Consider the following 23414-nt stretch of genomic DNA (forward strand, 5'->3'; position numbering starts at 1 on the left):
CGAAGGCCCTCCTGTGCTTGCCTGGGGAGCCCTTTCGGTGGCGGGGCGGGAGTCGCTGCATGCGGAAGCCGTGGATCGTGGGGATGTTGCTCACCGGGGTGCTGCTGGGCGCCTGCGGGGATCCGACGTCCGGACCCGAGACGGCACCCACACCCGGCGACCCGGAGCCGACGACGCGTCAGCGGGCGGCGGCCACACCGACCGCCCCGGATGCGCCGACCGCCCCGACCGCCCCGCGGAAGGCACCCGTCGTGCTCTACCTCGGCGACTCCCTCGCCGTGGAGAACCAGAAGGTGCTCGCACAGCAGCTCCGCGACGACCTGAACGCCCGCTACACCGGCGCCCCCTACCCGGGCACCACGCTGTGCGACTACCTGGAGGGCACCGACGACAGGTCGCTGGTGCCCGCGCAGGACAAGGCCGCGGTCCTCGTACGCCGACTCCGCCCGGATGTCGTGGTGTTGCAGTTCTGGGGCAACGCCTGGGGCTACACACCCTGCATGGACGGCATCACGTACGACAAGGCCGAGGGCACGTACTTCTCCCGGTACGCCGACGACGCCGAGCGGCTGACGCAGCAGATCGCGGACGCGGGCGGGTCACGGCGGCCGAGGGTCGTCTGGGTGCTGCAAGGACCGGACCCCATCACTCCCGACCGGGTGCGGCGCGTCAACTCCCTCTACCGGCAACAGGCCGAGGCCTCCGGCGACCTCGTCGCCGACGCGGGCCGGGCGGTGAGCCCGGCCTCGGGTCGCTACACCTGGGCGCAGTACCTGCCGTGCACCGCGTACGAGCGGGAGCACTCCGCGTACTGCACGCAGCCGTCTCAGGGCCGCACCGCCCTGCACCGCGACGACGACTACCTGCACTTCTGCCTGGCACCCACCACGTCCAGCCCGAAGCCCTGCCCGGTCCCCTCCCCCGGCATCGTGCGCATCGCCCGGGAGATCACGCGGACGGTCGGGAAGCACGTCACGTGAGCCGGAGTTCCGTCTCGATGAGCCGGTTGAGATGCCGGCGGGCGTCCTCCGTGGTGAGCGGCGGCGCCTGGCGCAGGCGCTGGAGCGCCAGGCCGTCGGCGAGCGCGGCGAACCGGGCGGTGAATCCGTCGAGGTCGTCGCAGGTGAACTCGCCCTCGTCGACGCCCCGCCCGGCGAGCGACCGGATCTGGTCGTGCCAGGCCGCGTACCGCTCGGCCTGGCCGCGGGCGAAACCCTGGTCCGGGTCCTGGTCCCCTGCGTTCCAGTAGTCGAACCACATGCGCCAGTGCCGGTCGGTGTCCTCGGTGAACAGCGCGTCGACCAGCAGCCGCAGCGCCTCGGCCGAGCCGGAGGCCTCCTTGGCGGCCTCGCTGAGCGCGGCGTAGTACGCCTCGATGTGCAGCACCATCGCCTCGGACAGGACCTCCTGGACACTGTCGAAGTGATAGGTGACCGTGCCCACCGACACACCGGCCGCGGCGGCGACGTCCCGTACGCCCACCGAGGCGTAGCCGCGCTCGGCGATCAGCGGTACGGCCGCCTCTGCGATGAGGCGGCGGCGAACCTCGGTGGGCTGGCGGGTCCTGGCGGCGGCCGCGACGGCGCGGCGCGGGGTCCGGGCGGCGGGACGCGACTCGGAGGCCGTCATCCGGATGTCCTCGGGGTGGTGCGGTGCCACTGGCGCTTGACCACTGTCTCTCCGTTCGACCGTGCTTCGATGCGGCTGTCCATGATGAAGTCCGTGCGCGTCGCCCGCAGTTCCGTCCGGGTAACGATCTCGGCGTGCCATGCGTCCCCGCCCTCGTCCCCACTCTCCTTCTCGCGGTGCAACCGGATCGTCCACGTGGAGACGGCCGAGGCGGAGAGCGGGTCGTCGGAGCGGATCGTGTACGTCTCCAGCGCGCTCTCCTCGTAGCGCAGCCCGTCCGGGTAGGTGCGCGATCCCCCGTAGTTGGGGTCGACCTCCAGCCGCCACTCCCCCGTGGCCACGTCGTGTGTCACGAGCCGCTCGGGGCGCGGGTCTGTGGGCCGGTCGTACGTCACCGGCAGCGGCAGCGCCTGCTCGGGCTCCTCGAAGTGGATCGGCTGCTCGTCGACGCTCTCCCGTACGGGCAGGAGTACGGCGCTGCCGGCGGGGACCACGCTGAGCGTGCCGCGTTCGCCGTGCGGCCACACCCAGGGCCAGTACGTGTCGGACACGGCGACCCGGATGCGGTGGCCCGGCGGGAAGGCGTACCCGATGCCGCTCAGCTCGAACTCGACCGTCTCGTACGTACCCGGCTGCCATTCCACGGCCCGGTCGCGGCCGCGCCGCGAGAGCAGGTTGAGGACGCCGCGGGTGACGAGGGTGGAGGAGCCGTCGGGGGCGACGTCGCAGAGACGGGCGATGACGTGAGCGCGCGGGGTGGTGCTGTCGAGGCGGAGCCTCAGGCGCGGGCGGCCGAGGATCTCCACCCGGTCGGTGAGGGGCTCCGTGTCGAAGCAGACCGACCGGCCGTCCTCCTCGCGCTGGTCGGGCGGCAGGTCGCTCGCGTTGCCGAAGGGGAAGAAGCGTCCGGCGTCGAGGCCGGTGTGCTGGGGGGACCGTACGAGAACGGGGCTGCGGTCCGGGCCCAGAGTGCGTTCGTCCCAGGTGACCGTCGGGGACGGCCAGTGGCGTTCGGCCACCCAGCGGCCGGGCAGGACGTCGTACGTCGTGGCGGGCGGGACCGGGTCGGTGACCCAGGCGCGCAGCAGGGGCTCGTCCATGACCCCGGTGTCCTGGTCCTTCAGGTGCTGGTCCCACCAGCGGAGGGTCTCCTGGAGGAAGCCGATCGCGGGGCCGGGCGGCAGACCGCGGTCCGGGTACTGGTGCGACCACGGGCCGATCAGGCCGCGTACACGGTCGCCCGGCAGGTGTTCCACCAGCCGGAGCACGGTGTCGCGGTACGGGTCGTTCCAGCCGCCCACCGCGAGGACGGCCGCGTCGATGGCGCCGTAGTCCTCGCAGACGCTGCCGTGCCGCCAGTAGGCGTCGCGCTGCTGGTGGTCCAGCCAGGTGTGCAGGAAGGGTTCGAGGGCGTCGAGGCGCTGCCGCCACATCGGCAGCCAGCGGTCGGCGCCGACGTTCGCCGGGTCCGGTGGCCGGGAGGCGAAGGCGAGCATGGTGCCCGCCCAGGCGAGCATGTCGATGCCGAGGACGGCGCCTCCGGTGTAGTGGACGTCGTTGTCGTAGCGGTCGTCGGTGGAGCAGACGGTGACGATCGCCTTCAGGGGTTCGGGGGCGAGGGCGGCGATCTGGAGGGAGTTGAAGCCGCCCCAGGAGATGCCGAACATGCCGACTTTGCCGGTGCACCAGGGCTGCGTGGCAAGCCAGTTGACGACGTCGACGCCGTCCGCGAGCTCCTGCGCGTCGTACTCGTCGCCGGGGGTTCCCTCGCTGTCGCCGTGGCCGCGGATGTCGACGCGTACGGAGGCGTAGCCGTGTCCGGCGTACCAGGGGTGGCGCTGGGCGTCGCGGGGCGCGGTCCAGTCGCTCTTGCGGTACGGCAGGTATTCGAGGAGGGCGGGCACGGGCTCGGCTTCGGCGTCGGCGGGCCGCCAGATGCGGGCGTGCAGACGGGTCGCGCCGTCACGGGTGGGGATCCAGACGTCCTCACGGACAACGGGCCGGTCGAACCGCTCGCGGTACTTCACGGGTTTCCTTCCAGGAGGGCGGGACGCCAGCGGCGGACCCGGTGGCCATTGCCGTGGTTGGTCCACAGGTCGTCGGGTTCGGCGGCGTCGGCCCAGCCGGTGACGTCGTCGCCGGGGGGCAGGGCATCGGGGTCGGGTTCGAGGGCGGCCGCCATCAGCTGCCGGGTGTAGGGGTGTCCGGGCGAGGCGAACACCGCCTCCGTCGGGCCCTCCTCGACGACCACGCCGTGCCGCAGCACGGCCACACGGTCCGCGATGCCCCGGACGACGGCCAGGTCATGGCTGATGAACAGGCAGGCCAGATCGCGTTCGCGCCGCAGGTCGTCGAGGAGGCGGAGCACCTCGGCCTGCACGGAGACGTCGAGGGCGGTGGTGATCTCGTCGGCGATCAGCACGTCCGGTTCGCCCGCCAGTGCCCGGGCGATGCCGATGCGCTGGCGCTGGCCGCCGGAGAGCTGGGCGGGCAGCCGGTCGGCGAGAGCCGGGTCCAGGCGTACGTCGGAGATGAGCTTCCGGGCCCGCCCGGCGGCCTCGGCCGGACTCGTGACCGTACCGAAGAGCTGCAGAGGGCGGCGCACCGCGTCGCCCACGGAGCGGCGCGGGTTCAGGGAGGTGTCGGCGTTCTGGAAGACGAGCTGGACCCTGCACCGCAGCGACAGGGGCCGCCGTTCGGCGGGGCGTGCCAGGTCGCCCGACTCGTGGATCAGGGTGCCGCCGGAGGGGGTGCGCAGGCCCGCGAGCGTCCAGGCGAGCGTGGACTTCCCGCTGCCCGACTCGCCGACGAGCGCGAGGACCTCGCCTCTGCGGACGTCGAAGGAGACACCGTGCACCGCGCGCGAGGAGCCGTAGTCGACGGTCACGTCGCGGGCGGACACGGCCACCGGGGCGTTGGCCGGCACCTGTGCCCTGGGGCGGACCTCCCGCTCCCCCGCCTCGCCGACGAGCGCGAGCCCGGCGTCGTCGAGACGCGGGACGCTCGCCAGCAGCTTTCTGGTGTACGGGTCCTGGGGCGTCGCGAAGAGTGTGCGCGTGGGCGCCGACTCCACGATCCGGCCGGAGCGCAGCACGGTGACCTCGTCGGCCAGGTGCGCGACGACGCCGAGGTCGTGGCTCACCAGGACGGCGGCGAGGCCGAGTTCGTCACGCAGGCCGGAGATCAGGTCGAGGACGCCGCGCTGGGTGACGACATCGAGGCCGGTCGTCGGCTCGTCGAGGACGAGGACGTCGGGGCGGGCGGCGATGGCCATGGCGATGGCGACGCGCTGCTGCTGGCCGCCGGAGAGCTCGTGCGGGTAGCGGCGGGCGAGTTCGGCGGGGCGCGGCAGCCGGACCTGTTCCAGCAGGTCCGTGACGGGGATGTCGCCGCCCGCCTCCGCGATCTGCCGTCCGATCCGCATGGACGGTGTGAGCGCGTGCCCGGCGTTCTGCGCGACCATGGCGACCATCCCGCCGCGCAGTCGCCTCAGCTCCCGTGCGGGCAGGGCGAAGACGTCGCTGCCCTTGATGTGCACCGAGCCGCCGGTGATCCGGGAGCCGTGCCGCAGGTGCCCGAGCAGGGTGGCCGCCACGGTCGACTTGCCGCTGCCGGACTCGCCGACGAGGGCGAGTGTCCGGCCCTTGGCGACCTCCAGGGTCACCTCGTGCACGACCGGCACGTCCCGGCCGCCCGAACGGTAGGCCACGGACAGGGAGTTCACGGAAACGATCGGCGTCATCAGGAGCCCTCCCTGATCCGGTCCACGCCCCAGGCCTTGGACAGGCCGTCGGCGGCGAGGTTGAGCCCGACCACGAGCGTGGCCAGGGCGATGATCGGCGCGAGGCTCGCCATCGGGACGACGGTGATGGCGGTGCGGTTCTCGGCGACCATCAGTCCCCAGTCGGGGGTCGGCGGGTCGGCGCCGAAGCCGAGGAAGGACAGCGAGGAGATCAGCAGCACGACCCAGGAGGCCCGCATCGCGAACTCCACGCACACCACGTCGGTGATGTTCGGCAGGATCTCCCTGCGCAGGATCGCCCAGGTGCCCTCGCCGCGCGCCCGCGCCGCCGTGACGTAGTCCTGCGGTACGACGGCCAGAGCGGCACCCCGTACGACCCGTACGACCTGGGGCACGTACACCACGGCGATCGCGAGGACGATGACCGAAGGGCCCGTACCCAGTGCGGTCACGACGACGAGCAGGGTCAGGATCGCCGGCACGGACAGCACCGCGTCCAGGATCCGGCCCAGTACGTCGTCGAACCGGCCTCCGCGCAGGGCGGCCGCGCATCCGATGACGGTGCCGAGCGCGACGGTCAGCAGGGTCGCGGTGACGGAGACGCCGAGCGCGTACCGGCCGCCGTACAGCACACGGGCGAGAACGTCACGGCCGTACTGGTCGGTGCCCGCCCAGTGCTGCCGGCTCGGCCCGAGGAGGGCCTCGTCGGCGCTGTTGGCTATGGGGTCGTACGTAGTGAGGAGCGGTGCGAGGAGCGCGATCAGCACATGGACGGCGACGACGGACAGTCCGATGACGGCGGCGCGCGAGGAGCGGAGGGTGCGCCAGACGCGCACGGCGCGCGCGGGAGCCGCGGCGGGGGCTGCCACCGGTGCGGTGTCGAGCGTGGTCATCGAGTCCTCCCGCGCGTACGGAGCTTGGGGTTGAGGGCCATGGCGCCGAGGTCGGCGGCGAGGTTGCAGGTGACGTAGACGACGGCGCTGACGAGCGCGACGGCCTGGATGACGGGCAGGTCGCGGTTCTGCACCGAGGAGAGCAGCAGCTTGCCTACGCCCGGGTAGTTGAAGACGTTCTCGACGACGGCGACGCCTCCCACGAGCCAGGCCACGTTGAGCGCGATGACGTGCAGGGTGGGCAGGAGGGCGCTCGGCAGGGCGTGCCGGGTGACGACTCGCCAGGTCGACAGGCCCTTGAGGCGGGCCGTGGTGACGTAGTCGCTCGCCATCACGTCGATGACGGAGGTGCGGGCCATACGGACGATGTAGGCGGCCATGACGATGGCGAGGGACAGTGCGGGCAGCCAGACGGCGGGCAGGAGCTGACCGACGCTCGCCTCCGGGCCGTACAGGACGACCGCGGGGAACCAGGGCAGAGCGACCGAGAAGCAGAGCACCAGCACGGTGGCGACGACGAACTCGGGGACGCTCATGCCGACGAGACTGGCCGTGGAGATCAGATGGTCCGGCCAGCGGTCGCGGTACAGGCCGGCGAGGACGCCGAGGACGATCGAGCCGGTGACGGCGAACAGGACGGTGACGAGGGCGATCAGCGCGGAGTTGCCGAGGTAGGAGGCCACCTCGCCGCCGACCGCCTTGCCGGAGACGAGCGAGGTGCCGAAGTCCCCGTGGAGGGCACCGCCCGCCCAGTCGATGTACCGCTCCCAGGCGGGCCGGTCGAGACCGAGCTGCCCGCGCAGGGCGGCGACGGCGTCCGGGGTGGCGTCCTTGCCGAGGACCTGGGTGGCGACGTCGCCGGGCAGGGCCTGGACGGCGAGGAAGACCAGGACGGAGGCGAGGAGGAGGGTGCCCAGCGCGGCGGCGATCCGTCGGGCGACGAAGGACAGCATGCTCAGGCTCCCTTCAGGCCGATGCCGAGGTAGTCGAACTCGAAGCCGTGCTCGGCGTATCCGCGCACCTTCCGGGAGACCCCGACGAGCCGGTCGGCGAACATCGGGGTGATCGCCCCGCCCTTGTCGACGACGAAGGTCTGTGCCTCCCCGTACAGTTCGCGCCGCCGTGTGTCGTCGGTCTCGCGCCGGGCGCGGTCGAGCAGGGCGTCGAAGTCCTTGTCGGACCAGGCGGTCTCGTTGTACGAGGAGCCGCCGCGGAAGACCTGGGTGAAGAGCTGGTCCACGGGTCTGCCGGTGTACCAGTAGGTGGCCATCAGCGGTTTCTTCATCCAGATCTGTGTGTAGTACGAGTCCGCGGCGGCCGTCCTGACCCGGACACGGATGCCGGCGCGCCGGGCCGAGTCCTGGTAGGCGAGCGCCATCGGGGTGAACACCGGGTCGTACGAGGACGTGTAGAGGTCGACGGCGAGCCCTTCGTGTCCGGCCTTCTTCAGCAGATGACGCGCCTTCTCCGGGTCGTGCTCCGGGTGCGCGGAGATGTGGGCGGGGTCGCTCGGCGGCACGGGGTTGTCCCAGCCGGCGGTACCCGCACCCTGCAGGGCGACCTTCACCACGTGCTCGGGGTCGTAGGCGAGCTTCATCGCCTGCCGGACGCGGACGTCGGTGAACGGCTTCTCGGTGGTGAGCATCGGCAGCACGTACCACTGGGCGTTCTCGACGCGGGCGATGGTGGCGCGGTCGGAGGCGGCGATCACACGGGCGGTGGCGAAGTCGAGGTTGGTCTGCGACAGCAGGTCGACCTGCCCGGCGAGCAGGGCGTTCGAGCGGGCCGACATATCGGCGACCGTGAAGAAGGTGATGGCGTCGAGGACGGGGCGGCCCTGCCAGTGATCCTTGTACGCGGTGACGCGACCGGGTCCTGCGGGAGCGAAGGACTCCAGCTTGAAGGGACCTGTACCGATGCCGGTCCGTCCGATCGAGCGGGCGCTGCCGTCGGGTACGACGTAGCAGTTGTAGTGCGTGAGGAGGCTCGGGAACTCGGCGTTGGGGGTCTTCAGCGGGACGACGAGGGTGTGGTCGTCGGGGGTGCGCAGTCGGGCCGGGTCGACGAGCGGGGCGAGGACGGCGGCCTGCGGGGAGGCGGTCCTCTTGTCGAGGATATGGCGCAGGGTGTAGGCGGCGTCGGCCGCGGTGAACGCCCGCCCGTCGTGGAAGGTGACGCCCTTACGGAGGCGGAAGGTCCAGGTGCGGGCCTGGTCGTCGGGTTCCCAGGACTCCGCGAGGTCGGGGGCGAGGGCGCCGTCCCGGCCGATGCGAACGAGCCGGTTGTACAGGGCCCCCAGGTACTCGTACGCGGACAGCGCGCCGGCCGGATCGAGCGTCTCGGCGTCGGATGCGGGCGGCCGGGCGATACGGAGGGTGCCGCCCCGGTCGGGAGTGCCCTGCCGTGCGGCGACGGGCAGTACGGGTGCGGACGCGGCGCCCGTACAGCCGGTGAGCAGCCAGGACGCGCCGAGCGACGCCGCGCCGGCGGCGCCCGCGGCGAGGACCGACCGCCGTCCCGGGTGGTGGATGTCGGGCATGGTCCGACCGCCCCTTCCCGCTATTCGTTCAACGGAACGATTGAGTGAGGTTGGTGAACGATAACGACGGGACGGTTTCACGCCAACCCCTGGTGCCGGGAAATTAACGGCGGGAAACGCAGCCGTTACGGGGCACACGATGCGGCTGCGCCGCCGGCTCCCGTCACAGCGGCTCCTGCCGACCTCACTCAATCGCCGGCGGATGTGACGTGCGCCACGGGGCACGAAACGCGACGGTCGCCCTGCCGCACGGTGTCCGTGCAACAGGGCGACCGACCGCCCCCGCGGTGCCGCTACTCGCCCGCGTACGCCTTCTCCAGGACGGGAAGGTCGAGCTTGCCCATCGAGAGCATGGCCTTGGCCGCGCGGCCCGCCTTCTCCGGGTCCGGGTCCGCGATCATGTCGGCGAGCTTGCTCGGGACGACCTGCCAGGACACGCCGTACCTGTCCTTGAGCCAGCCGCATTGGCTGCCTTCGCCGCCGCCTTCCGTGAGCTTGCTCCAGTAGTGGTCGATCTCGGCCTGGTCCTCGCAGAGGATCTGGAAGGAGATCGCCTCGTTGAACTTGAACTGCGGACCGCCGTTCACGGCGACGAACTGCTGGCCGTTCGCCACGAACTCCACGGTCACCACGGTCCCGGCCGGGCCGGGTCCGGCCTCGGTGTAGCGGGCGATCCGGCCGATGCTGGAGTTCTTGAAGACCGAGACGTAGTAGTGCGCGGCCTCCTCGGCCTGGCCGTCGAACCACAGACAGGTGGTGAATCCGTTCGCGGGCATGGATGCCTCCTCGGGCGCGAGAGTGTCGTCACCCGTATCGACCGATCCTCGTCCGCGAACTCATCGGTGGCGCGGGCAGGAATTTCCAGAGGGTCGCTTAGCATCGCCCGACATGGCCCCTTCAAGCACAGACGGCACTGAGACCACTGACACCGGCGACGGTACGGGCGGCGGGGACGGCGCCGGCGTCATCCGTCCGTTCCGCATCGACATCCCCCAGACCGACCTCGACGATCTGCACGCCCGGCTCGACCTCACGCGCTGGCCGGACGAGTTGCCCGGCGTGGGCTGGTCGTACGGCGTTCCCCGGGACTATCTGCGGGAGCTCGTACGGTACTGGCGGCACGACTACGACTGGCGGGCCGCCGAGGCGCGGCTGAACGAGTGGCCGCAGTTCACCACGGAGATCGACGGCGCGACCGTGCACTTCGCCCACGTCCGGTCACCGGAGCCGGACGCCACCCCACTGGTGATCACCCACGGCTGGCCGGGCTCGATCGTCGAGTTCACGGACGTGACCGGGCCGTTGACCGACCCGCGGGCGCACGGCGGTGATCCCTCCGACGCCTTCCACCTGGTGATCCCCAGCATCCCGGGGTTCGGTCTGTCCGGGCCGACACGGGAGTCCGGCTGGGAGTTCCGGCGCGTCGCGGCCGCGTGGGCCGAGCTGATGGAGCGGCTCGGCTACCGGCGGTACGGAGCACAGGGCGGGGACTGGGGCGCGGCGATCTCCCGGGAGCTGGGCCGGATCCGCCCGGACCACGTGATCGGCGTCCACCTCAACCTGCTTCCGGACTCCGCCGCCACGGCCCCGCCGGGCGAGGAGGAGCTGGCCTCGCTGAGCCCTCAGGAGCGCGAGCGCACGCTGGCCTCGTGGGAGCGTACGCAGGAGTGGGTGCGCGAGAGGCAGGGGTACGGCGTCCTGCAGTCCACCCGGCCACAGACCCTGGCGTACGCGCTCGCCGACTCACCGGTCGGCCAACTCGCCTGGATCACCGAGAAGTTCAAGGAGTGGACGGACTCGCGGGACCGCCCCGAGGACGCCGTGAACGGCGACCTGCTGCTCACCAACGTGATGCTGTACTGGCTGACCGGCACCGCGGGCTCCTCGGCACGTATCTACTACGAGCGGGCCCACACCGACGGCTGGGGCTCCCCACCGGACCCCTCCACCACGCCGACAGCGCTGGCTGTCTTCCCGCGGGAGAACTTCGTACCGCTGCGGCACATCGCCGACCGTACGAACACCATCGTGCGGTGGACGGAGTTCGACCGGGGCGGGCACTTCGCGGCGCTGGAGGTGCCGGACCTGCTGGTGGGCGATGTGCGGGCGTTCTTCCGGCAACTGCGGGAGACGGCGCAGGGCATCACCCACTGACGCCGTCCTCTGCTCGTATGCTCGTAGCGAATCTGCCGCGGGCAGAGAATTCCCATGTCAGAGGCCTTCCATGGCGAGAGTGGAGAGGGCGGGATCTCCGCCACACAACCCTTCACGACAGGGAGGACCGATGACGTCACTGATCACCGGCTGGGAGCCGGCCCTCGCCCCACGGGCCGAGGAGGGGGACACACCGCCGTCGCGGTTCGACGACCACCTGGCCGCGCAACTGCTCGCGCAGCGGATCGTGGTCCTCGGCACGCAGGTCGACGAGGTCTCCGCCAACCGGGTCTGCTCCCAGCTGCTGATTCTGTCCGCGGAGGACCCGCGCACCGACATCAGCCTCTACATCAACAGCCCCGGGGGGTCCGTGACCGCGGGCCTCGCGATCTACGACACGATGCGGCTGATCCCGAACGACGTGGCCACGCTCGCGATGGGCTTCGCCGCGAGCATGGGCCAGTTCCTGCTCAGCGTGGGCGCGCGCGGCAAGCGGTTCGCGCTGCCGAACACGCGGATCATGATGCACCAGCCGTCCGGGGGTATCGGCGGCACCACCGCCGACATCGAGATCCAGGCGGAGAACCTGGAGTTCGCCAAACGGACCATCGAGCGGATCACCGCGGAGCACACCGGCCAGACCCCGGAGACGATCTCCCGGGACGGCGACCGCGACCGGTGGTTCACGGCCGAGCAGGCGAAGGAGTACGGGATGGTCGACCAAGTGGTGGAGTCGCTCGCCGACATCCGGCCGGCCTCGTCGCGACGCAGGATGGGGCTGTAGACATGGGGACGTACACGATCCCGAACGTCGTCGAGAGGACCCCACAGGGCGAGCGGTCGTACGACGTCTTCAGCCGGCTGCTGAACGAGCGGATCATCTTCCTCGGCACGGAGATCGACGACGGGGTTGCCAACGTCGTCATCGCCCAGCTCCTCCATCTGGAGTCGTCGGCGCCCGAGAGCGAGGTCGCGATCTACCTCAACTCACCGGGCGGTTCGTTCACTTCGCTCATGGCGATCTACGACACGATGTCGTACGTGCGTGCGCCGATCTCGACGTTCTGCGTGGGGCAGGCGGCCTCCACGGCCGCGGTGCTGCTGGCGGGCGGAGACCCGGGCCGGCGCTTCGTCCTCGAACACGCGCGGGTGCTGCTCGGCCAGCCCGCGAGCGGCGGCCGCCAGGGAACGGCCTCGGACCTCACCCTCCAGGCGAAGGAGATGGTCCGGATCCGGTCCCAGGTCGAGGAGGTCCTCGCCCGGCACACCCACCACGACGTCACGACGCTCCGCGCGGACATGGACCGTGACAAGGTCTTCACCGCGCAGGAGGCCGTGGCGTACGGGCTCGCCGACGAGGTACTGAGCCGACGGCTCATGGAGGTCTGAGCCGCCGGCTCCTGCCCACCGGGGCGTCAGGCGGCGAGGCAGAGCCCGTTGTACGGCGACGTGGTCGGCGTGGCCGTGGTCGGGGTGGCTGTCGTCGCCCGCGTCGTCCGGGTGCGCCGTGTCAGTTCGCCATGGGTCAGGGACAGCAGGTCGCCGAGTCCCAGCCCGAGGGCGTGGGCGGCGGCCGCGAGGACCTCCGACGAGGCCTCCTTGCGGCCCCGCTCCAGCTCCGAGAGATACGGCATCGAGATCCGCGCCGCCTCCGCCACGTCCTTCAGCGTCCGCTCCTGGGCGAGCCGTTCCCTGCGCAGCACGTCGCCGACGAGGTCGCGCCAGAGGGGTTCCCTGGCGGGGGCCGGTGCCTGGGGTTCCCGGGCGGGACGCGCCTGCGGGGCGAGAGCCGGACGCTGCTGCCGCGGTGTGGCGGCAGGAGCGTCCGTGCGGGCCGGAGTGGCCGCCGGGCGCAGGGGAATGACGCGGGCTTCATCGGGCGCTTGATTCCTCACTCGTTCAGACTAGGAGTCCAGCGCTCCACGGGAAGGGATCGGCGTTCCGCCCTCAGTGGAATCGCGATCCGGCCGAGGAAGGGTTACAGCCATGCTGCGTGACACCTTCAACGAGGCGGCCGAGCTGTACGACCGGGCCCGGCCCCGCTATCCCCGTGCTCTGGTGGCGGAGTTGGCCGGGCAGGCGGGGCTGGGGGCCCGGTACCCGCGTCCCGTCCTGGAGATCGGCCCCGGAACCGGCCGGCTCACCCGTCCCGCTGGCGGAGTCGGGCCGCGACCTCACGGCTGTCGAGTTCGGCCCGGCGCCGGCGAAGGTGGCCCGGGACAGTCTGCGCCCCTTCCCGCGTGCCCACCTGGAGGTGGCCGGCTTCGAGCTGTGGCCCCTCCCCGCCGAGCCGTTCGACCTCGTGGTGAGCGCCACCGCGTTCCACTGGCTCGACCCGGCCCTTCGAGCCGCCAGGGTGGGCCACGCGCCCTCCGCCCCGGCGGCATCTTCGCGCTGGTCGCCACGGAACACGTCGAGGGCGGCACCGTGGACTTCTTCGCCCGGGCCCAGGAGTGCTACGAGCGTTGGGACCCGGCCACGCCACCGGGCCTGCGCCTACAGGAGGAGTGGGAAATCGCCACGGACACCGGCGAGTTGGCCGAGTGGGACGACCTCCGCTCGTACCGGTGGACACAGGAGATCACGTACTCGACGCAGGAGTACATCGACGTACTCCTGACCTACTCCGGCCACCGGGCGCTCGAAGCATCAGCCCGGGAAGGGCTGTTGGGCTGCATCCGTGGACTGATCGACACACGCCACGACGGCCGGGTCACCAAGTGCTATCTGCATGAGCTGATCACGGCGAGGCGACCGCCGGAGGTCGGCGCCGACTGAGCTCGGGCGTTCCTCGCGGACGCCGCTGGGAACTATTTCTCGCCGACGCGAAAGGTGGCCTTGTCGAGCAGCGTCCGCGCGGCCGGATCACGCTCGGACTACGGACTTCGCGGACGTTCAGGCGGCGGGGGTGGCGATCACGCGGGCGGTGCGCTGCATACGGAGCGCGTCGATGGACTCCGCGAGCAGCTCGTACTCGGTGGTGTCGTCGCTGGTGGCGATGCGGACCAGGTTCCCGGCGGACAACTCCTCGGCCACCAGCTCCTGTTCGGCCGCGTTGCCGCTCCAGGCGCGCAGGACGCCGGGCACGTCGGGGACGCTGTCGGCGACCGGTACGACCGAGTTCGGGGGGTAGGCCGGGTTGCCGGGGTGCGGGTCGAGCCGTTCGGCGATCCATAACGCGCGATCGCGCATCCACCACAGGGCCAGGGCCAGGGTGGGCGCACGGTAGGTCCCCAGCGGAACGCCCACGCGTTGTCCGCCGCATACGCCATATGCGGTGACATGGCACAGGAATTCGTCGTGCACGTTCGCTCCCCCATCGCACCGCTGGCTACCGGGTTCGGCACCGCCGCCTTGCATCTAGCTCGTCGTACACGCAGGGCGACGCACCGATCGCACGCAGTGGTGCTGATTGTTCATGGCGCAATGAACCCTAGGAATCGAGTATCGCCACTCTTGACGCTCTGTCACCATCTCATTCCAGCCAGTCTCTTGGCATATACGTGACAGGAGGTGGCCGAAACAGGACGGAATATCGGTCGACAGGCCCCTCATGGGCATTACCCGAGGCGTAATCGGTGCTTCTCCGCACAGCCGGGCATGGTTGTGGTACTGGATCACGCGAGCCCCGCGCTCGACCCCGGATCCGGCTTCTGACCAGTACTGACGAATTCTCGCGGGAGTTGAGCGGCCCTGTCCGCGATCACCGAGCGTCACGATACAGCGAGGCGGACGGATCGGCGCCCGTCGTCAGGTCCGACGTGATCATGCTCGACGGCGAGGGGCGCATCCGCAGCATGCAGGGTTCCTGCCCGCCATGTATCGGTTCCTGCCTGGTCAGGGCAGCAGCACCAGCCGCCCCCGTACCCCGCCCTCCGCCAGCCGGGCATGGGCCTTGGCCGCCTCTTCCAAGGGGTACGTCGCGGCGACCCGGGTCGTGAGGACCCCGGCGTCGACCAGCTCCACCAGCTCCTTGAGCTGCGCGCCGTCCGCGGCGACCGCCACCGCGGACGTCCGGATCCCCCGCACCGAAGCCTGCTGTGCCTGCGGCATCACACCTGCGTACGCGCCCCCGTCCCGCACCCACTCCAGCGCCGACTCCCCCAGGACGGCCGCGTCCAGGACGGCGTCGTGCACGCCGGGCGCGCGCCCGCGCGCCACGAAACGGGCCGCACCCAGCTCACGCACGAGATCCTCGTCCGACTCACCTGCGAGAGCGGTCACCTCGACACCCCGGTGTGCCGCCAGCTGCACCGCATAACCGCCGACGGCACCCGCCGCTCCAGTGACCAGCAGCGTCTGGCCCGCGCGGAGGTCCAGCAGATCGAGGGCCTGGGCGGCGGTCGAGGCGTTCAGCGGCAGCGTCGCCGCGTGCACCGCGTCCACCGACCCGGGCGCCGCCGCCACCGCAGAGGCGTCCACGACCACGTACTCCGCATGTGTGCCCAGCGGCTTCACCAGGTTCGCTTCGAGGGCGACCACCGCGTCGCCCACCGCCCAGTCCGTGTCCGCACCGGTCGCGTCCACCGTCCCCGCCACGTCCCAGCCGAGCCCGAGGGGCGTGTCCAGCTCACCGAGCGCACCGGAACGGACCATCGCGTCCGCCGGGTTGAGCGCCGCCGCCGCGACCTTGATCCGCACCTGGCCGGCGGCCGGTTCCGGAATCTCCGTGTCCACGATCCGCACGGCTGCGGGTCCACCGAAGTCCGTCACAACTGCAGCACGCATCGCATGTCCCCTTTGAACACCGTCTGCATTGTCGGGATTCTTATGGTTCCCACCGTGATGCACCCATCCTATGTGCTAGCCACTACCTCTGAGCAGGCAGGCACTTGAGGGTGCGCATCTCTCCCGGATCAGCGACAATCGCGCCCCCACCAGCCCTTTCGTGACAGGCCCGGCGAGGCTCAGCGCTGGATGATCTCGTCGATCCGGGTCAGCTCCTCCGGCGCGAAGTCCAGATTGCGGATGGCCGCCACGCTGTCCTCCAGCTGCTCGGGGCTGCTCGCGCCGATGAGGGCGGAGGTGACACGGCCGCCGCGCAGGACCCAGGCCAGTGCGAGCTGGGCAAGGGACTGGCCGCGGGACTTGGCGATGCCGTCCAGGGCTCGCAGCTGCTGTACGAGTTCCTCGGTGACCGTGTCCGCGTTGAGGAACGGGCTGTCGCTCGCGGCCCGGGAGCCCTCCGGAATGCCGTTGAGGTAACGGCCCGTCAGAAGGCCCTGTTCGAGAGGCGAGTATGCGATGGAGCCGGCCTGGAGCTCGTCGAGCGCGTCGAGGAGACCGTCCTCGGGGCGGCGGTCGAGCATCGAGTAGCGGGGCTGGTGGATCAGCAGCGGGGTGCCCAGCTCGCCCAGGATGCGGGCGGCCTCGCGGGTCTGCTCGGGCGAATAGTTGGAGACGCCGACGTACAGCGCCTTGCCCTGCTGGACCGCCGAGTGCAGGGCGCCCATGGTCTCCTCGAGCGGAGTGTCCGGGTCGGGGCGGTGCGAGTAGAAGATGTCGACGTAGTCGAGGCCCATGCGGCTCAGGCTCTGGTCGAGCGAGGACAGCAGGTACTTGCGCGAGCCCCATTCGCCGTACGGGCCGGGCCACATCAGGTAGCCGGCCTTGGTGGAGATGACGAGTTCGTCGCGGTACGGCGCGAGGTCGGCCTTCAGTGCCTCACCGAAGGCGCTCTCCGCGGCGCCGGGCGGCGGGCCGTAGTTGTTGGCCAGGTCGAAATGGGTGACGCCCAGATCGAACGCCCGGCGCAGGATGGCGCGCTGGGTATGCACCGGCCGGTCGGGGCCGAAGTTGTGCCACAGGCCGAGCGACAGCGCGGGGAGCTTCAGGCCGCTGCGTCCGGTGCGCCGGTAGGGCATGTCCGAGTAACGGTCGGGGTGTGCGGTGTACAACGCGGACTCCTGGAAAGCCGGAAAAGCCTGGAATGTGAAAACTTGGGAACGTGGAACCTCGGGAACCTGGAAACAGGTCTCCACTCTCACCTGCGCACCGGGGGCCGGTCCAACAGGAGAATCGGATCGGATTCAGCGTCTAGGCTTCTCAATCATGGAACTGCGCCATCTCCAGCATTTCGTCGCGGTCGCCGAGGAGCAGCACTTCACCCGGGCGGCAGAGCGGCTGATGGTGTCGCAGTCCGGTCTGTCCGCCTCGATCCGCGCGCTGGAACGGGAGCTCTCGGCGCCACTCTTCGTGCGCACCACGCGCCGGGTCACGCTCACGGAGGCCGGGAAGGCACTGCTCACCGAGGCCGAGCGCATCCTCGCACAGGTCCGTGCGGCCCACGATGCCGTGGCCGCGGTGCGTGGCGTGGTGCGTGGCACGCTGTCGCTGGGCACCGAGCAGTGCATCGCGGGGGTGTGCGTGGCCAAGCTGCTGGCCGCGTTCCGCCGGCGTCACCCGGACGTGGAGATCCGGCTGCGGCAGGCCGGCTCGGGCGCGCTGGCGGAGGAGGTCGCCGCCGGGCGCCTGGCTCTGGCGTTCGCCGTCACGAACCGCGCCGACACCCCGCAACTCCGTTGCCTCCCGCTGGCCAGTGAGCCGATGACCGTACTGTGCCACCCCGCGCACCGGCTGGCGGGCGAGGGCGCGCTCACGCCGGAGGACCTCGGCGGCGAGGCCTTCGTCGACTTCCACCCCGACTGGGGTCCGCGTCGCACCACCGACGCCGCCTTCGCCGCCGCGGGAGTGCACCGGATGGTGACCCTTGAGGTCAACGATGTGCACAGCCTCCTCGACCTCGTCCAGGAGGGCCTCGGTATCGCCGTCGTCCCCCGGCACTTCAGCCACAAGCGCGAGGCGTCGGCCCTCGCCGCGCTCCCGTTGAAGGGCGCTGGGGAGACGTCGTACGACACCGTCGCGATGCTCCCGCCCCCGGAGGCCACCAGCCCGGCGGCCCGGGCACTGGTGCGGCTGCTGGACGACCCGGCGGTGGGGTCCGGCTAGCGCGGGGGCGGTGCCACGTACAGGTCGATGTGGTCGTACCGGTGGACTGGCCAGGCGCGGGCGTACCCGGGCGGGGCCGACCCGGGCAGGGTGAGCACGGCGAACGGGATGCGCCGGGCGGTGCGCAGGAGCTCCGCCCGGGTGATGTTGGCGTTGTTGCCCTCGATGTAGGCGGAGGAGCACCCGGCGGAGAAGCCGATCGGAAGGGCCTGGTGGCCGGTCAGCAGGCAGGGCGGCCGCACTCCGAGGCGGTGCAGTTCGCCGGCGGTGTGCGCCCAGTCGCGGCGGCCCGCGTCGGTGCGGTTCGCGGTGTGTGTCAGCACCGCGAACTGCGCCGCCAGATGTCCGGCCAGGCCCAGCGCCACCATCGTCACGGCGACCGGCCGCCACCTCCCGCTCGACGCCGTCACCAGGTGCACGAGCCCGTCGGCGACCGGGATCGCGAGCAGCGCGTAGGCCGGGAGCAGGAAGCGTGGGGCAGCGTAGCCGATCATGAACAGGTACGGGACGGCCGCCGTGGTGGCGCAGGCCACCAGGACCAGCGTCGGTGCCGCGCGCCGCGCCCGGATCGCGACCAGCGTCCCGAGGGTGGCGAACAGCGGAAGGGCGTACCACCAGGCGGCCACCGCGATGTGGGCCGACGGTCCGGTGCACGGGCGGCAGAGGGTGCGGCCGTCCAGGCTGCGCAGTTGGTCGTCGACGGCGACGTTCCAGCCGAGTCCGCCCTGGATCCGGGAGGCGTCGGCCAGCCGCTGCCCCAGTCCGCCGAAGCTGACGTACGCCTCGATCACCCAGGGCGCCGCGCCCGCGACGAGTCCCGCCAGGAGGGCCGCCGGCAACCGAGGGCGCCGCAGCCACACAGAGAGGGCCAGCAGCGGCAGGGTCACCCACACCGCGTCGGTGGGCCGCATCAACGCGATCAGTGCCGCGCTCGCAGCCATGCCCCACGGCGCCCACCGGTCGGTGCGGTCGCGCCGGGCGCGCACGAAACAACCGGCACAGGCCAGGGCGCCGACCGCCACCCAGTAGTTGGGCATGGCCTGAGGGCCGTAGTAGATCGTCACCCACAGTGTGGCGAAGAGCGCGCCCCCGAAGGCGACCACCCGAACCGGGAACACCCCTCGCCAGGCGCGCAAGGCCAGGAACAGGCCCAGTCCCGACAGCAGGGCCAGGAAGGTACGCAGGAGCACGGTGGACGACGACCACGTGGTGATCGGTGCGACCAGCAGCGAGACGCCCCGCGAGCGTGGCGCGCTGAAGAACGCCGCCGGAGCATGGGAGCTGACCTGGCTGACGTACACCGTCTCGTCCCAGCCGAGTCCCATCCCCAGCGGTACGAAGGTGAGCTGGGCCAGGGTGAAGACGGCCGCCACCGCCAGGAGCCAGACATCGCCACGCGCACGCCATGACCTGCGGGCGACCGCGGGCGGGCCGGGTTGTGCCATGCCTACCAGCGTGGCGTTCGGACTGTCGGCCACTGTCCACCTCCGTCCATCTCCGTCCATCTCCACCCAGCAAGCGGACATATGGTGACAAAGTATCCAGCTCTGGTGGTGGGTGCGATGGTGAGGTGGCCCATCCGGCGGACCGGCCCAGGTGCCGTGACGCGTCGGCCCGCGAGCGGCACCCTGAGGTGCCTCAGCCCGTAAGGAGCTGGACGACCTTGAGTGCCTGACCCGCGCCGTCCTCGGTCGCCATGCGCTGGGCGACGGTCGCGGCGGCGCGTGCGTAGGTCTGCTGCCTCGTGACGTGGCCGAGGGCGTCGGCGAGCCGTTCGGCGGTGAGGGAGGTGAAGGGGATCGGGGCGGGGGCCGCGCCCAGAGCGGCGAGGCGTGTCGCCCAGAACGGCTGGTCGGCCGTCACCGGTACCGCGACCGCGGGGACTCCGGCGCGCAGGGCCGCGGCCGTGGTGCCCGCCCCGGCGTGGTGGACGACGGCGGCCAGTCTCGGGAACAGCAGCTCGTGCGGTACGTCGCCGATGGTGAGGACATCGTCGCCGTCGGCCGCGAGCCCCGCACTGCCGGACTGGAGGATTCCGCGCAGCCCGGCACGCCGCAGCGCCCGTACGGCGATGCCGCTCAGCCGTTCTCCCTCGCCGCCCGCCATGCTGCCGAAGCCGATGAGCACCGGCCGGGGCCCGGCCCGGAGGAAGTCCTCCAGCTCCACGGGAAGCCGTGCGGCCGGGTCCAGGCTCGGCCACCAGGTGCCCACGACGTCGAGACCGGAACGCCAGTCGGAAGGACGCGGCACGAGTGCGGTGCTGAAGCCGTGCAGGACGGGCCAGCCGGCCCGCTCCTGCCGGCGGCGCATCGCGGGGGCGGTGAGGGCGGGCAGGTCCAGGCGGCGGCGCAGGTCGGCGACGGCTCGTTCGTAGACCCGGTCGGCCATGCGGAGCGCGAAGCGTCCGGCCGTACGGTTGCCGAGGCGGCCCAGTGAGCGGGTGCCCATGACGACGGGCGGGAAGTCGCCCGTCGGTGCGGCGGGTTGCAGATACGCACCGATGCCGGGGATCCCGGTGGCCTCGCTGACGTGCCAGCCGAGCGGGGCCGTGGTGGTGGACAGCAGGAGCAGGTCCGTTCCCTCGGCCACCGCGTCGGCGAAACCCTGGCCCAACTCGGTGACGAAGGCGGCCGCGGTGCGCATGAGGTCACGTCGGTCGGTCGTATCGCCGTGGGCCCGTGGGTGAGCCGGCAGGTTCCGGAACTCCAGACCGGCGTTCCGTACGAGCGGTGCGAAGGCGTCCGTCGTGGCGACGGCGACGTCATGCCCGGCCTGCTTCAGTTCGACACCGAGGCCGGTGTAGGGGGCGACGTCGCCGCGCGAACCGGCGGCGGCGATCAGGATTCTCATCGGTCCTCCAGCGGGTCCGGGTGGGTGCGGCGGGCGGCGTTCGCGTGGACCGCCTTGCACAGATAGGCGGCGAGGCCCGGCCGCTGCTGTGACGGCGGTACGACGAGGGCGAACGCTCGCGGATCGGCGGCGAAGTCGTCCGCGATCCGCCGGTGCATGTCGGGCGGGCAGGAGGTGAACCACCGTGTGACGTGCCGGCGGTGCTCCTCGGCGAGGTCCATGGCCCGCTCACCGTCGCCGGGCTCATCGGCGTCGAAGGCCGTCAGCAGGTCTCCGCGCCAGGCGGCGGCCTCGGCCATGAGCTGCCGCCAGTCCTCCTTGTTGTGGGCGGCCGCACGGGCCATCGCCTCTCGCTGTCCTGCCGAGTCCGCCCACTTGAGCTGCGCCTCGGTGGCGTAGCTGAGGTCGAAGGTGATCTCGCCGAAGACGTCGAAGCGTTCCTGGGGTGTGAGGGACACTCCGGTCTGCTGGACCTCGATGGCCCGTTCCGCCACCTCGGCCAGCCGCTGGAGCCGGGTGATCTCCTCACTCAACTCCCGCTGGCGGGACCGGAGATGCTCCAGCGCGTTCGCCTGCGGGTCATTGAGGATGGCGGTGATCTCGTCGAGGGAGAAGCCGAGTTCGCGGTAGAAGAGGATCTGCTGGAGGCGGGCCAGGTCGGCGTCGCCGTACAGCCGGTAGCCGGTGTGGCTGCGGCCGCTGGGAGACAGGATTCCCGCCCTGTCGTAGTGGTGCAACGTCCGCACCGTCACCCCGGCGAAGGCCGCGACCTGCCCCACGGAGTAGCTCATGCACCTGCCCTTTCGTCGGCGTACAGCTTTGAGCCTGACGTAGGGGGAGGGTCAACTCCTGGGGGCCGTCTCCCGGGACCGCGCCGGCTCCGGCGACCGTGCAGTCTCCCGGCCGGCTGTACGTGCGTCCGGGGAGCGGGCCCCGGACGCACACCGGACACGGCTCAGCAGATGCTCTGGCTGCTGTTGACCAGCCGGTTGTTGCGGAACGTCGTATTCTCGCCGCAGGGGCTCTCGCGGATGGCCGAGTTGGTCACGGTCAGGTTCTGGATGGTGATGTCGCGGTTGTTCGGGAACTCCGACCGCGCCGCGAGCCGGATCTCTCCGCCGCCCGACACACTGCCGCTCTGCGCGGCGATGTTCACGTTGTAGCAGTTCTCGATCAGGATCGCGTTGTTGCCGGTGTCGGAGAGCGTCACCCGGTCGATGACGGCGCCACCGCTCTCGGAGACGCAGAAGACACCGCGTCCGCCGCCGCGCGCGACGACCTCGCCCACGCGGACGTTGGTGGGATAACTGCTGCCCACCCGGCCGTTGCGGTTGGCCATGCGGAAGGCGGCGTAACCGGTGCCCGCGCCCGCGCCGTCCGCGTCGACCTTGGTGACGGTGGCGTTGATGGTCTCGTTGAGCAGGAGGCCGGACTCGCCGACGTTGCGGGCGGTGACGGTGCCGATGGTGATGCCGTCGACGCCGTACGTCTCGACCGCGTGACTGCTCGCGCCGGAGACGTACACGTTGTCGATCCGGACGTTCCGGGTCCACTGGCTGGTGTCGCCGCGGTTGTCGATGCGGACGCCGAGACCCCGCGACAGGCGCATGTCGATCTGCCCGAGGACGACGTTCTGGACGTTGCGCATGAAGACGCCGTAGAGCGGGGTGCCGGTGAGGTTCAGGTGCTGGACCTCGATGTCCCGGGCGCCGCGTGCGTAGACCGGGGCCTGGTCGCCGGAGCCCGATCCGGTGACGTTGATCGTGCCGCACACGTCGAGCACGGTGTAGCTGGGCAGGGAGACCCGGGAGCCGGCGGCGATGGAGCCCGAGCCGCGGACGACGACCCGTTCCTTCGAAGTCCGGCCCGACGTCAGGCTGTTCACGGCCGCCTGCATCGCGGCGCGCATGTCGGTGCCGGTGTACACGACGCTGCTGCCGCGCCGGGCGGTCCAGGTGCTGCCGCTCAGCACCGCCTCCGCCTGGTACGAGCCGTCCCCGCACGCGGCGGCCGCCTGCCGCGGGGCCGTGGCGGCGGCCGGTTCCGTGTTCACGGGGGCCGTTTCCGGTGCCGCGTTCGCGGTGGCGGGGGCCGTCAGCGCGGCGGCGCCGGTGAGCAGGGCGGCGGCGCAGGCGGCGGTGACCGCGGCGCGCTTCGTGCGGATGCGTCGGTCCGTCGTGCTTGGGTCAGTGAGGTGAGTTGCGGCTCTGCGTCCCATCTCGTCTTCTCCTATGGGGGGTGAGGGGGGTGATACGCCCGCCGCCTTCCGCACTCCCCCGGTCCCGTCGAAGGCGATTCGACTGAATCGATTCAGGCTGCGGCGTACGTGGCCTGCGGCAACACGGCTCCACGGCACGTCAGGGCGTAAGACGATGAGGCAGCAAGCGATTTCTATGCGGGCGGCGAGTGTGGCAACGGCCTTGCCGGGGCGTCAAGTTCCGCGACCGAAGTCCCCGGCCGTGACACGCGGCCCGCTCGTCAGCGGCCGCCTCCCCAGCCGCTGCCGCCGTATCCCGGCCCGTAGCCGGAACCGGAACCGTAGTAGCCGTATCCATAGGGCCAGCAGGAGTAGGGCCGGCACGGGTTCGAGGTCGGATACGGCGGATACGGCGTGGCGTGCGTCGGGCTCGGGGCCGGGGAGGACACGGAAGGGCGGGGC

Annotated in this window: 20 protein-coding genes and 2 pseudogenes; 6 read left to right on the top strand and 16 right to left on the bottom strand. The window is 71.4% G+C overall.

Annotated features, from left to right (window positions below; translation table 11 throughout):
• Nucleotides 1-59 precede the first annotated feature (59 nt).
• Entirely contained in the window at nt 60-980 is a 921-nt protein-coding gene (locus tag FPZ41_RS05580) for an SGNH/GDSL hydrolase family protein (protein WP_152859698.1), read from the top strand.
• On the opposite strand, the gene FPZ41_RS05585 is transcribed toward FPZ41_RS05580, so the two are convergent.
• From FPZ41_RS05585 to FPZ41_RS05615, 7 genes are all read right to left on the bottom strand, one after another.
• Nucleotides 973-1629 (bottom strand): TetR/AcrR family transcriptional regulator, encoded by a 657-nt coding sequence (locus FPZ41_RS05585; RefSeq protein ID WP_152859700.1) that lies wholly within the window; start codon nt 1627-1629, stop codon nt 973-975. The two genes, FPZ41_RS05580 and FPZ41_RS05585, sit on opposite strands and share 8 nt — an antisense overlap.
• Nucleotides 1626-3656: a CocE/NonD family hydrolase gene (locus FPZ41_RS05590; RefSeq protein ID WP_322619859.1), complete on the bottom strand. Its 2031-nt coding sequence runs from the start codon at nt 3654-3656 to the stop codon at nt 1626-1628. The genes FPZ41_RS05585 and FPZ41_RS05590 overlap by 4 nt, the downstream gene beginning before the upstream one ends.
• Nucleotides 3653-5371, bottom strand: a complete 1719-nt coding sequence (locus tag FPZ41_RS05595; RefSeq protein WP_152859702.1) for a dipeptide ABC transporter ATP-binding protein — start codon at nt 5369-5371, stop codon at nt 3653-3655. The genes FPZ41_RS05590 and FPZ41_RS05595 overlap by 4 nt, the downstream gene beginning before the upstream one ends.
• Nucleotides 5371-6264: an ABC transporter permease gene (locus tag FPZ41_RS05600; protein WP_152859704.1), complete on the bottom strand. Its 894-nt coding sequence runs from the start codon at nt 6262-6264 to the stop codon at nt 5371-5373. Before FPZ41_RS05600 ends, FPZ41_RS05595 begins: the two co-directional genes overlap by 1 nt.
• Nucleotides 6261-7217 (bottom strand): ABC transporter permease, encoded by a 957-nt coding sequence (locus FPZ41_RS05605; protein WP_152859706.1) that lies wholly within the window; start codon nt 7215-7217, stop codon nt 6261-6263. Before FPZ41_RS05605 ends, FPZ41_RS05600 begins: the two co-directional genes overlap by 4 nt.
• A gap of 2 nt (nt 7218-7219) precedes the next feature.
• A complete protein-coding gene (locus FPZ41_RS05610; protein ID WP_152859708.1) occupies nt 7220-8803 on the bottom strand; it encodes an ABC transporter substrate-binding protein in 1584 nt (527 codons plus the stop codon).
• Between the two features lie 293 nt (nt 8804-9096).
• Nucleotides 9097-9579, bottom strand: coding sequence for a VOC family protein (locus FPZ41_RS05615; protein ID WP_152859710.1), 483 nt, complete (start codon nt 9577-9579; stop codon nt 9097-9099).
• 112 nt (nt 9580-9691) lie between these two features.
• Between FPZ41_RS05615 and FPZ41_RS05620 the strand changes: the two genes are divergently transcribed.
• The 3 genes from FPZ41_RS05620 (at nt 9692) to FPZ41_RS05630 (ending at nt 12346) form a co-directional block, all read left to right on the top strand.
• A complete protein-coding gene (locus tag FPZ41_RS05620; RefSeq protein WP_152859712.1) occupies nt 9692-10957 on the top strand; it encodes an epoxide hydrolase family protein in 1266 nt (421 codons plus the stop codon).
• 130 nt (nt 10958-11087) lie between these two features.
• Entirely contained in the window at nt 11088-11741 is a 654-nt protein-coding gene (locus FPZ41_RS05625) for an ATP-dependent Clp protease proteolytic subunit (protein WP_152859714.1), read from the top strand.
• A gap of 2 nt (nt 11742-11743) precedes the next feature.
• Nucleotides 11744-12346 (top strand): ClpP family protease, encoded by a 603-nt coding sequence (locus FPZ41_RS05630; protein ID WP_152859716.1) that lies wholly within the window; start codon nt 11744-11746, stop codon nt 12344-12346.
• A 26-nt stretch (nt 12347-12372) separates the two neighbouring features.
• Here the strand turns inward: FPZ41_RS05630 and FPZ41_RS05635 are convergent, their stop codons facing one another.
• A complete protein-coding gene (locus FPZ41_RS05635) occupies nt 12373-12852 on the bottom strand; it encodes a helix-turn-helix domain-containing protein (RefSeq protein WP_322619860.1) in 480 nt (159 codons plus the stop codon).
• 91 nt (nt 12853-12943) lie between these two features.
• Here FPZ41_RS05635 and FPZ41_RS05640 point away from each other — a divergent pair.
• Nucleotides 12944-13735: pseudogene (locus FPZ41_RS05640) on the top strand (class I SAM-dependent methyltransferase).
• 117 nt (nt 13736-13852) lie between these two features.
• Here the strand turns inward: FPZ41_RS05640 and FPZ41_RS05645 are convergent.
• From FPZ41_RS05645 to mgrA, 3 genes are all read right to left on the bottom strand, one after another.
• The gene (locus tag FPZ41_RS05645) at nt 13853-14263 is read right to left on the bottom strand and encodes a hypothetical protein (protein WP_322619861.1); all 411 of its coding nucleotides are present in this window, start codon (nt 14261-14263) and stop codon (nt 13853-13855) included.
• A gap of 531 nt (nt 14264-14794) precedes the next feature.
• The gene (locus FPZ41_RS05655) at nt 14795-15685 is read right to left on the bottom strand and encodes an NADP-dependent oxidoreductase (RefSeq protein ID WP_152859720.1); all 891 of its coding nucleotides are present in this window, start codon (nt 15683-15685) and stop codon (nt 14795-14797) included.
• 179 nt (nt 15686-15864) lie between these two features.
• Nucleotides 15865-16854: an L-glyceraldehyde 3-phosphate reductase gene (gene mgrA, locus FPZ41_RS05660; RefSeq protein ID WP_152859722.1), complete on the bottom strand. Its 990-nt coding sequence runs from the start codon at nt 16852-16854 to the stop codon at nt 15865-15867.
• Nucleotides 16855-17008: 154 nt separating this feature from the next.
• On the opposite strand from mgrA, the gene FPZ41_RS05665 reads away from it, so the two are divergent.
• Nucleotides 17009-17905 (top strand): LysR family transcriptional regulator, encoded by an 897-nt coding sequence (locus FPZ41_RS05665; RefSeq protein ID WP_152859724.1) that lies wholly within the window; start codon nt 17009-17011, stop codon nt 17903-17905.
• Here the strand turns inward: FPZ41_RS05665 and FPZ41_RS05670 are convergent.
• From FPZ41_RS05670 to FPZ41_RS47925, 5 genes and pseudogenes are all read right to left on the bottom strand, one after another.
• Nucleotides 17902-19383, bottom strand: a complete 1482-nt coding sequence (locus FPZ41_RS05670; protein ID WP_407698752.1) for a hypothetical protein — start codon at nt 19381-19383, stop codon at nt 17902-17904. The genes FPZ41_RS05665 and FPZ41_RS05670 overlap by 4 nt on opposite strands.
• A gap of 160 nt (nt 19384-19543) precedes the next feature.
• Nucleotides 19544-20755, bottom strand: a complete 1212-nt coding sequence (locus tag FPZ41_RS05675) for a glycosyltransferase (protein WP_152859728.1) — start codon at nt 20753-20755, stop codon at nt 19544-19546.
• Nucleotides 20752-21546, bottom strand: a complete 795-nt coding sequence (locus tag FPZ41_RS05680) for a MerR family transcriptional regulator (RefSeq protein ID WP_152859730.1) — start codon at nt 21544-21546, stop codon at nt 20752-20754. The genes FPZ41_RS05675 and FPZ41_RS05680 overlap by 4 nt, the downstream gene beginning before the upstream one ends.
• A 164-nt stretch (nt 21547-21710) precedes the next feature.
• Nucleotides 21711-22973: a hypothetical protein gene (locus tag FPZ41_RS05685; RefSeq protein WP_228022484.1), complete on the bottom strand. Its 1263-nt coding sequence runs from the start codon at nt 22971-22973 to the stop codon at nt 21711-21713.
• Nucleotides 22974-23233: 260 nt separating this feature from the next.
• Nucleotides 23234-23414, bottom strand: a pseudogene (locus tag FPZ41_RS47925) (hypothetical protein); the annotation flags it as partial.

The organism is Streptomyces acidicola, assembly GCF_009377235.1.
Taxonomy (GTDB): domain Bacteria; phylum Actinomycetota; class Actinomycetes; order Streptomycetales; family Streptomycetaceae; genus Streptomyces; species Streptomyces acidicola.

Excerpts from the sequence above, each read along its gene's own strand:
- FPZ41_RS05680 (WP_152859730.1), bottom strand. The coding sequence starts at position 21,546 with ATGAGCTACTCCGTGGGGCAGGTCGCGGCCTTCGCCGGGGTGACGGTG.
- FPZ41_RS05615 (WP_152859710.1), bottom strand. The coding sequence starts at position 9,579 with ATGCCCGCGAACGGATTCACCACCTGTCTGTGGTTCGACGGCCAGGCC.
- FPZ41_RS05585 (WP_152859700.1), bottom strand. The coding sequence starts at position 1,629 with ATGACGGCCTCCGAGTCGCGTCCCGCCGCCCGGACCCCGCGCCGCGCC.
- FPZ41_RS05600 (WP_152859704.1), bottom strand. The coding sequence starts at position 6,264 with ATGACCACGCTCGACACCGCACCGGTGGCAGCCCCCGCCGCGGCTCCC.
- FPZ41_RS05620 (WP_152859712.1), top strand. The coding sequence starts at position 9,692 with ATGGCCCCTTCAAGCACAGACGGCACTGAGACCACTGACACCGGCGAC.
- FPZ41_RS05605 (WP_152859706.1), bottom strand. The coding sequence starts at position 7,217 with ATGCTGTCCTTCGTCGCCCGACGGATCGCCGCCGCGCTGGGCACCCTC.
- FPZ41_RS05595 (WP_152859702.1), bottom strand. The coding sequence starts at position 5,371 with ATGACGCCGATCGTTTCCGTGAACTCCCTGTCCGTGGCCTACCGTTCG.
- FPZ41_RS05580 (WP_152859698.1), top strand. The coding sequence starts at position 60 with ATGCGGAAGCCGTGGATCGTGGGGATGTTGCTCACCGGGGTGCTGCTG.
- FPZ41_RS05685 (WP_228022484.1), bottom strand. The coding sequence starts at position 22,973 with ATGGGACGCAGAGCCGCAACTCACCTCACTGACCCAAGCACGACGGAC.
- FPZ41_RS05675 (WP_152859728.1), bottom strand. The coding sequence starts at position 20,755 with ATGAGAATCCTGATCGCCGCCGCCGGTTCGCGCGGCGACGTCGCCCCC.
- FPZ41_RS05655 (WP_152859720.1), bottom strand. The coding sequence starts at position 15,685 with ATGCGTGCTGCAGTTGTGACGGACTTCGGTGGACCCGCAGCCGTGCGG.
- FPZ41_RS05665 (WP_152859724.1), top strand. The coding sequence starts at position 17,009 with ATGGAACTGCGCCATCTCCAGCATTTCGTCGCGGTCGCCGAGGAGCAG.
- FPZ41_RS05630 (WP_152859716.1), top strand. The coding sequence starts at position 11,744 with ATGGGGACGTACACGATCCCGAACGTCGTCGAGAGGACCCCACAGGGC.
- FPZ41_RS05625 (WP_152859714.1), top strand. The coding sequence starts at position 11,088 with ATGACGTCACTGATCACCGGCTGGGAGCCGGCCCTCGCCCCACGGGCC.
- FPZ41_RS05610 (WP_152859708.1), bottom strand. The coding sequence starts at position 8,803 with ATGCCCGACATCCACCACCCGGGACGGCGGTCGGTCCTCGCCGCGGGC.